This window comes from Vibrio sp. 1562 (assembly GCF_033340155.1).
Taxonomy (GTDB): Bacteria; Pseudomonadota; Gammaproteobacteria; order Enterobacterales; family Vibrionaceae; genus Vibrio; species Vibrio alginolyticus.
Window position 1 is genome coordinate 1 of sequence record NZ_JAWOVY010000349.1, and the last position, 701, is coordinate 701.

Genomic DNA, 701 nt, shown 5'->3' on the forward strand with positions numbered 1-701 from the left:
CCGTTTTCGTTCAGCTCTACGGTTTTCTTACCAAAAATGCCTTCTGGAATCTCAGAGAAGAAGATTTTCACTGGCGTTGCTGTCCACATCAGTAGAGATCCAAACATAGCAGTGAAGGATACCAAGCCTACGAAGCGGTTCATCAATATTTCTGGCAAACCAAAGTACGCAGCCAAACCTTCAAATACTTGAACCGATCCGCCCGTGTATTTTAGGGTTTCGCTAGGAACAAATACGTTAATCAAAACAGACGCGACTGAGTAAAGCACACCGATAAAGATACCTGCGATGATGATGACTTTAACGAACGATTTCGAGCCGCCTTTCACATCGTTTACGTAAACCGCGACCGATTCCGCACCGCCTGCCGCCATAAAGATCCATGTAGTAATGCCTAAAAATGCCCAGCTGAAATCAGGGATCATCGCTTCTACAGTAATTGGGTCAGCCGGTTCTACGCCGCCGATCAACGCAGCGCCAGCCAGTAAAATGTACGACATTGTCAGTAGCAGCATGAGGGAGGAGGTCACCGACGTAATTGGCCCCAACATTTTCGCGCCGTTTGTCGATACGTAGGTCGCAAACGCAAACAAAATCATACTGAGCACGGTAGTGGTGAATGGCGTCAGAATGTATTCATAGCACAAGAACGCGTAAGACGCATAAGCGATAACACGCGGCAGCAAGGACGTGAAGAAGAA

The 701-nt window shown here is 47.5% G+C and carries 1 protein-coding gene; it reads right to left on the minus strand.

The window, feature by feature from the left end; translation table 11 throughout:
• On the minus strand, positions 1 to 701 hold a 701-nt coding region (locus tag R7Z49_RS25125), incomplete at both ends, for an amino acid permease (protein WP_411913033.1).